The sequence below is a fragment of the Nevskia soli genome, from assembly GCF_903970205.1.
In the GTDB taxonomy this organism is placed as follows: domain Bacteria; phylum Acidobacteriota; class Terriglobia; order Bryobacterales; family Bryobacteraceae; genus Bog-113.
In genome coordinates this window covers 1-7,248 of record NZ_CAJCHS010000362.1, presented here as the reverse complement: position 1 = coordinate 7,248, position 7,248 = coordinate 1, and the positions used below count along the sequence as shown (strand labels likewise).

Sequence of the window (7,248 nt, the reverse complement as noted above, 5' to 3'; positions counted from 1 at the left end):
TGCATTCTGTGCATTTTCGCGTGTCTCAGTTTTGGGGGAAAGTCCATTTGTTGTGCAGGATTGTGCGCGGTTGTGCAGAATTTCGCGTTTTCCGTGGCGCACCAGTTTTGCGAGCGGTAGCGGTGCGGTGGAGCATTTTGGGGGCGCGGCCGGGCCGGGGCGGTTCTGCGATTGGACGTCCGCGATTTGCTCCGTGCAGTTCCACATGGGATGAGTGTAGCTCCGATTCGGGCGCGCCTGGGCCGGTGGTTGGAGGCTGGGGGTTTGTAATGAACGAGATATGGAAGAAAAGTAGGGTGATTTGGTGTGTGAACGCCGCGACGCGCTTGGGGAGCGCCATCAGCGGTTTGCAAACCAGCAGTTGTTCAAGCCGCTATTTCGCGGACGCGCGGGCGGCCTCGGAGTTCACGGCGGATACGGTCAGGGCGTCAAGAGGCTCGTAGCCGCAAAAGGTTTCGACGCGATTTCGACCGGCGTTCTTGGCCGAATAGAGGGCATGATCCGCGGCACTCAGCAATTGAGCGCGGCTGACACCGTGTTTTGGGTAACTCGATATTCCGGCGCTGATCGTAACGGTAACGCCGTCCGCTCCGAAGAATGAAGCCTCCTCGACATTCCTTCGAATCTGATCTGCCCGGCGCAATGCCAGGCCCTCATCCGTCTGGAGTTGAATCACCACGAATTCCTCGCCCCCAAATCTGCAAACGATGTCTCCCTCCCGAAAACCACTACTAAGGATGTGCGCGACAGACTGAAGCGCCTGATCGCCGGCGAGATGCCCCAATGAATCGTTCAACCTCTTGAAAAAGTCAATATCGAACAGGATCAGGGAAAACGCGCACCCCAGGCGGCGACTCCGTTTGATCTCTTCATCGAGGCGCTTTTCGAAGTATCGACGGTTCATCAGCGCCGTCAGGCTGTCCGTGTTGGCGTCCCGTTCCGCGACCTTCCACTTAAGTTCCCGGGTTCGCAGAAACAGAGCCAGTGTCCAGGTCAGGCCGACAAATATCACCGAGTTACTGACCACGATCAATGCGCTGCCCAGTTGTTGTTGACCGAAGTTGAATTTACCCTGAATAAATATATAACCGAGGATAATCGGAATCACTATGGACGCGGGAACACCGACTCGCGCGAGGATTCCACCGCTTGTCCGTTCCAGGAAGATGCAAACAAGTCCCGACTCCGGGTTGACAAAGAGTACACCCAAGATCAGGATCAGGAATGCCGCTCCAGTGTGCAGGGCCATCGCGGTGTATACGGTGGATCCGTAGAGGAGCGGGACGCCGTAGAGGTAACCTACCATCCCAACCGTGGGGCTAAGCGCGGCGGTGAGCAGGATTCCCTGAGCGATTCTGTGGGTGCGCGGCTTCCGGCCTTGCAGCATCAGGGCGACGGCCACAAGGAGGAAGGTCAGAGCGGTCACGGGAGCCATTCGGCCCGGATAACGGGGCGTCGGAGTATCCGCGAAAAGCAATTCATCGATTCCGAACGACAGTCTGAAGACGTACTCGATCAGAGATAGAGACGCAATGATCAGAACCAGCGAGGCGAACACCGTCCGCATACGAGGGTGCGCGGATTTCTTCAGCAACCACAGCGTGAGACCACTGATAAGAAATCCGAGGGCCGTGTTCGGTTTCATGCTGGTCGCGCCGGCCGACACCGTTTTTAAAAGTGGAATGTTAAAAAACCATCCCAGCAACACGAAGGCTCCCATCAAAAAGACGAATAGCGCCACAATCGACGGAAAGACTTCGATGAATTGCCGCGAAGGAGAGGGACGGCCTTCCGGGTTGAGCGCGGTTGGTCCCGTGAGGACGGGGGTTGCCCGGACGCTTGATGGGACGGCGGCTGCCAGAGGAAGCCGATCGGAAAGGTGGTTCTTCATGTTCGTTCAGCGAAGCATGCGGACACAGTTCGGAATCCGCGCTCGTGCGAGTTCGATCATCGGGGCAGCTTCCGGAGTTGGTCGAAGCAATCGCCGCAATTGGCGATTCTTGTGTTGACAACGGCGGACCACATCATCAGGCCGACTATCGGCTGTTTCACCGATTTCGTATAGGGCGCGATGCGAATTTTTGGAGGCGGCGCCTCAAGTCAGCGCGACCCGAGTCACGACTTCCGGTAGTTCCGTCGTCCTATGTACAGCCGGTTCCGTCGGCTATTCACGCCCCGCCGCTTACGGGCGGTAGACGAGAAACCACGTGTCATTCGCGGCGTCACCGCCCGAGAAGAGAGAACCGCCAAACAGCACGACTGCCCTGCTGTTTGGGTCAAAGTCCGCAGCCTGAGCCCAACGCGGGTCCGGTGCGGATCCGGAGGACCGGCTCCATTGCCGTCGCAGCTCGGGAATAACGGATCGCGATCCTTCTCCGCTGGTCAGGGAAGCGCAGCGCCGGCGAAGTCTGAGTAAATCCCGATCCGGCCCTGAACATGGGTCCGTGCGATGATTTCAGCGTTGGCGCCGGTCACATTGGCGCTGTTCCCATTGCTATCCGCGGAGAACGGGGGGATTGAGGCTGTTGGTGGCGATTGTCCCGTCGATACCGGTATAAGACGATGCGAGATTGAGCGAGAACTCTTCAGGACGACGTTCCATTGAGCGGCTACCCGGCGGCTCCGCCGGTTATGTTACCGGTTCCAGCCGCGACGTAGACTCCGCCTCCGGCTTTGACGTAGACGATCAACGCGATCTCCTCAGCCGTAGTCAGGTTGTTGCCCCCTAAGTAAATCGCATCGTAAAGCCGAAGATCGTCTAATGTGAACGGCGAGAAGGTTCCGGTATCAGTAAGCTTGTCGGCGGCTAAGGCTGACTTTAGACTTGATCCGGTCAGGCCAAAATTGTCGGGGTTGATCCGGATCGTCGCGCGGGCGGTTGTTCCTGTTAGAAACCGGGCGGAGTTCACGCGCTGACCGTGGAAGCTAGCGCGCAAATGAATAAGTTGGGAGTTAGTAGGGAACGAGTCATCTTATTGCCTTCGAGTATGAGTATAGGAGGGCGAGGAAAAGCATTTGAAGATTGCTTTTCCGGGGCACCAGCTCCATGGCTGTCGCGGCTCGGAAAAGACGGCTCGCGCGTCGGTTGGGACGCGACGAGAAGGGAAGGTCGGAAAGGACGGCTCGCGCGTCGGCTGGGACGGGAAGATCGGATACACGCCGACACGGGGAGGAAGGTTGGTTCGCCATCGGGTAACCGGTGGCGCGGGGAAGCGTACGTGCGTGCGATAATGGCCCTTCCACCAAAATTGATCAAAGGAACCAACCACACCATGAGCCTAACTGCGGGTAAACAGAAACACATGAACGCGCTGTCCAATAAAGATGGCGTGATTGCCGCCGCCGCGATGGATCAGCGCGGCAGTTTGAAGAAATCGCTGGCAAAGGAAAAAGGCGTCGACACCAAGGCCATCACCGACGAGATGATGGAGGATTTCAAGATCGCCGTTACCCGCGTGCTCACGCCGCACGCCAGCGCGATTCTGCTCGACCCCGAGTGGGGCATCCCCGCATCGAAGCAGCGCGCACCCAACGCCGGCCTGCTCCTCGCCTATGAGGCCACCGGCTACGACAATTCACAGCCCGGCCGCCTGCCCGATCTGCTTCCGCATGTCAGCGTGAAGCGCATCGTCGATTTCGGCGCGAACGCGGTCAAGATTCTGATCTATTACACGCCGTTCGACGCAGACAAAGTCAACGACATCAAACATGCATTCATTGAACGTATCGGCGCCGAGTGCGAGTCTTACGACATTCCGTTCTTCCTCGAATTCGTCGGCTACGATCCCAAAGGCGGCGATGAGAAAGGTTTCGAGTACGCGAAGCAGAAGCCGGAAATCGTGACCAAGAGCATGCAGGAGTTTTCGAAGCCGCAGTATAAGATCGATGTGCTCAAGGTTGAAGTGCCGATCAACGCGGAATTCGTCGAAGGCAGCAGCGTTTACAAGGGACAGAAAGCTTACTCGCGGCAGGAAGCGCTGGATTACTTCCGCAAAGCGGCGGATGTTGCGACGAAGCCGTTCATTTATCTGAGCGCCGGTGTGAGCAATCCGGAGTTCATCGAGTCGTTGCACATGGCTTCGGAGTCTGGGACGGACTATTCCGGGGTTCTATGCGGCCGCGCGACGTGGAAAGACGGCATGCCGATCTTCGCCAAGCAGGGCATGCAAGCGCTGGAAGACTGGCTGAGCGATCAGGGCGTGAAGAACATCGAAGCGGTGAATAACGCGATTAAGTCCGCCAAGAGCTGGAAGACGAAAGTCGCCTAACTTTCGGATTTCGCGACCACCGCGCACGCCAGGCAGTTGCCGAGCACGTTGACGGCGGTCCGGCCCATATCCATCAAGGCGTCGACACCCAGGAGCACGGCGACGCCTTCCATCGGCAGATGAAACGTCGCCAGCGTTCCCGAAAGCACCACGATCGCCGAGCGCGGGATTCCCGCCACGCCTTTGCTCGACAGCATCAGCGTCAGCATCATGAGTAACTGCTGTCCGAAGGTCAACGGGATGCCTGCGGCCTGAGCCACAAAGACCGACGCCACCGAAAGGTAGAGCGTGGTTCCGAACAGGTTGAAGCTGTAGCCGGTGGGCATGACGAATCCGGCGATGTGCGCGGGGACGCCGAAGCTTTCCATGTTTTCCAGCGCGAGCGGAAGGGCGGCCTCGCTCGACGCGGTCGAGAACGCGATCAGGGTTGGCGCGCGGACGGCCGCGATGAAACGCTGCAGCGGGATGCGGAAGACCGCGATCACGGCGCCGAAGATCCCGATGACGGAGATGATCAGCGCGAGATACAACGTCGCGAGCAGTTTGCCCAAGCCGAACAGCACGCCCAATCCGTTTGTTCCGATGGTGACCGCGAGCGCCGCGCCCGCACCCAGCGGGGCCAGCCACATCACGTAGTTCGTGTAGCGGAACATGACCTCCGCGAGCGATCCGCAGAACGCGACCACCGGTCCGGCTTTCGCGCCGATCGCGAGACACGCGGCGCCGAACAGGAACGAGAAGACGACCACCTGCAGCACGTCATTGCGCGCCATGGCGTCGATGATGCTCGCGGGGAAGATGTGTTCGAGAACCGTGTTGAGCGTTTGCGCCGGCATTGCGGGCGCGGTTGCGCTTGCGGCCAGCGTGCGGCCCACGCCGGGCCGTAGAAAGTTGACCGCCGCCAGGCCGATGAACAACGCGATGGTGGTGATGACTTCGAAGTAGACGATCGATTTTAGCCCGATGCGGCCCATTTTCTTCAGATCCCCGGATCCCGCGATGCCATAGACGAGTGTCGCGAAGATCAATGGCGCGAGGATCGATCGGATCAGGCGCAGGAAGACCATACTGATGGGCGCCAGGTCTCGGGCGGTGGCCGGAAACCAGACGCCGATAGCGACGCCCGCAACCATCCCCGCAAATATCCGCTTCAAGTCTCGCCCCACTTCAACTTCTGGCGCAAGACATCGAAGAACGACATGTGCGGCGGGCGCACCAGATGGATGAAGTGAGCGGTGCGGCGGAAGTGGATGCGGTCGCCCTGTTGCAGCGGCTCACCGACCTGGCCATCCACCGTCAGATAGGCGGATTCGTCGGGCGCCTGATTGACGATCGTGATCTCGACATCCGAGGGAACGATCACCGGCCGGTTGGTGAGCATGTGCGGGCAGATGGGCGTGATGCAGACGGCCTCCACCGTAGGGAAAACGATCGGGCCGCCGGCCGCCAGCGAGTATGCGGTTGACCCCGTGGGCGAACAAACGATCAAACCGTCGGCGCGGTAAGTACACATCTTGTGCCGGTTGATCAGGACTTCGACTTCGATCATGCGCGCGATGGATGCCTTGGTCACCACCACGTCGTTCAGCGCTCCGTAGCGCGCCGAGATATTTCCCGCGCGCTCGAGATCGGCGTGCAGCATGCGGCGCTTGCTAATCTTGCGTTCGCCGTCGAAGAAGCGCTCCAGCTCCGGGATGAACTCGTCGATGGTGATCGCCGTCAGGAATCCAAGGCTGCCGAGATTGACGGCGAACAACGGAATCTCGCGATCGCCTACGGCGCGCGCGGCGGAGAGCAGCGTTCCATCGCCGCCCAACACGATCACGATTTGCGTGCCTTCCGGAACTTCTTCCCGAGACAATCCATGCGCGGCGCCATCCGCGTACGCAGCGGTGTTCTCATCCATGCGGACGCGGACGCCCCGGCGGTCCAGCCAGTCCAGAAGAGTGCGGAGGACGGCGGGAGCAGCCGCGGCGTTGGGCTTCGAAAAGATTCCGGCCTGGGTGATGTCAGCCATGGGATCCCCATCTCTGCGCGTACAGCAGGAACTCGCGGTTGCCTTCAGCGCCAAGGAGGGGGCTATCCATCAAAGCGGTTGTGAATCCGAGTTGTCCGGCCGCTTCACTGACGCGCTCGCAAGCAAACCGGTGCAGCTCCGGGTCGCGAACGATGCCGCCCGCGCCGACGTGACCCTTGCCAACCTCAAACTGCGGCTTGACCAGAATCACCAGGGGAGCATCGGGTTCGAGCAGCGGCGGCAATGCCGGCAGAATCAAGGTCACGGAGATGAAGCTTACATCGCAGACGGCGATTCCCGCAAGCTCGCTGATATCGGCGAACTTTAGATGCCGCGCGTTGAGGTTCTCATGAACGATAACCCGCGGATCGCTGCGCAGCTTCCAGTCCAGCTGCGCGGTTCCGGCATCGACCGCATGCACGCGCGCGGCGCCGGCTTGCAGCAGGCAATCGGTAAACCCGCCGGTGGACGAACCGATATCGAGACAGACTTTGCCGTCCACACGGATCGCGAAGTGTTCGAGCGCCGCTTCCAGTTTCAAGCCGCCGCGACTGACATATTTCGGCCGCCGGAGTACCTCGACATCCGCGTTGGCGCGAACCATCTGCCCGGGCTTGGCGGCTTTCTGATGGTCGACCAGGACCTCGCCGGCCATGATCAGCGCCTGCGCCTTTTCCCGGGATGCGGCGAGATTGCGTTCGAGCATGAGTCGATCCAGGCGTTCGCGCCGCTCATTCATGACTTGCGTGAAACGATCATACCCGCAATTTCGCGCAACCGCTCGGCGCGCGAGCCGAACATCTCCACACTGGCACGCGCGGCGGCACATTCGTCGTCCGCCATCCGGTGTGAGCGTTCCAATCCGTAGACTGCGGGAAAAGTGATCTTACCTTGAGTCGCGTCCTTGCCGGCCGTTTTTCCCAGCGCCGCGGAGGATTCCTCAACATCCAGCAAGTCATCGAC

The 7,248-nt window shown here is 59.9% G+C and carries 7 protein-coding genes; 1 reads left to right on the top strand and 6 read right to left on the bottom strand.

Annotated features, from left to right (window positions below):
* Nucleotides 1–373: 373 nt before the first annotated feature.
* On the bottom strand, nucleotides 374–1,891 hold the full coding sequence (locus H1Y01_RS15845; RefSeq protein ID WP_180541481.1) for a GGDEF domain-containing protein: 1,518 nt from the start codon (nucleotides 1,889–1,891) through the stop codon (nucleotides 374–376).
* A 718-nt stretch (nucleotides 1,892–2,609) separates the two neighbouring features.
* A complete protein-coding gene (locus H1Y01_RS15840) occupies nucleotides 2,610–2,909 on the bottom strand; it encodes a hypothetical protein (protein WP_180541480.1) in 300 nt (99 codons plus the stop codon).
* A gap of 321 nt (nucleotides 2,910–3,230) precedes the next feature.
* Between H1Y01_RS15840 and H1Y01_RS15835 the strand changes: the two genes are divergently transcribed.
* Nucleotides 3,231–4,268 (top strand): tagatose 1,6-diphosphate aldolase, encoded by a 1,038-nt coding sequence (locus H1Y01_RS15835; protein WP_257644467.1) that lies wholly within the window; start codon nucleotides 3,231–3,233, stop codon nucleotides 4,266–4,268.
* Here the strand turns inward: H1Y01_RS15835 and H1Y01_RS15830 are convergent.
* From H1Y01_RS15830 to H1Y01_RS15815, 4 genes are all read right to left on the bottom strand, one after another.
* On the bottom strand, nucleotides 4,265–5,422 hold the full coding sequence (locus tag H1Y01_RS15830; RefSeq protein ID WP_219341604.1) for a dicarboxylate/amino acid:cation symporter: 1,158 nt from the start codon (nucleotides 5,420–5,422) through the stop codon (nucleotides 4,265–4,267). The two genes, H1Y01_RS15835 and H1Y01_RS15830, sit on opposite strands and share 4 nt — an antisense overlap.
* Entirely contained in the window at nucleotides 5,419–6,285 is an 867-nt protein-coding gene (locus H1Y01_RS15825) for an NAD(+)/NADH kinase (RefSeq protein ID WP_180541478.1), read from the bottom strand. Before H1Y01_RS15825 ends, H1Y01_RS15830 begins: the two co-directional genes overlap by 4 nt.
* The gene (locus H1Y01_RS15820; RefSeq protein ID WP_180541477.1) at nucleotides 6,278–7,024 is read right to left on the bottom strand and encodes a TlyA family RNA methyltransferase; all 747 of its coding nucleotides are present in this window, start codon (nucleotides 7,022–7,024) and stop codon (nucleotides 6,278–6,280) included. Before H1Y01_RS15820 ends, H1Y01_RS15825 begins: the two co-directional genes overlap by 8 nt.
* On the bottom strand, nucleotides 7,021–7,248 hold a 228-nt coding region (locus H1Y01_RS15815), incomplete at its 5' end, for a polyprenyl synthetase family protein (RefSeq protein ID WP_180541476.1). The genes H1Y01_RS15815 and H1Y01_RS15820, both read right to left, overlap by 4 nt.

Coding starts and splice junctions, on each gene's coding strand:
- H1Y01_RS15820 (WP_180541477.1), bottom strand. CDS start 7,024: ATGAATGAGCGGCGCGAACGCCTGGATCGACTCATGCTCGAACGCAAT.
- H1Y01_RS15845 (WP_180541481.1), bottom strand. CDS start 1,891: ATGAAGAACCACCTTTCCGATCGGCTTCCTCTGGCAGCCGCCGTCCCA.
- H1Y01_RS15825 (WP_180541478.1), bottom strand. CDS start 6,285: ATGGCTGACATCACCCAGGCCGGAATCTTTTCGAAGCCCAACGCCGCG.
- H1Y01_RS15835 (WP_257644467.1), top strand. CDS start 3,231: ATGGCCCTTCCACCAAAATTGATCAAAGGAACCAACCACACCATGAGC.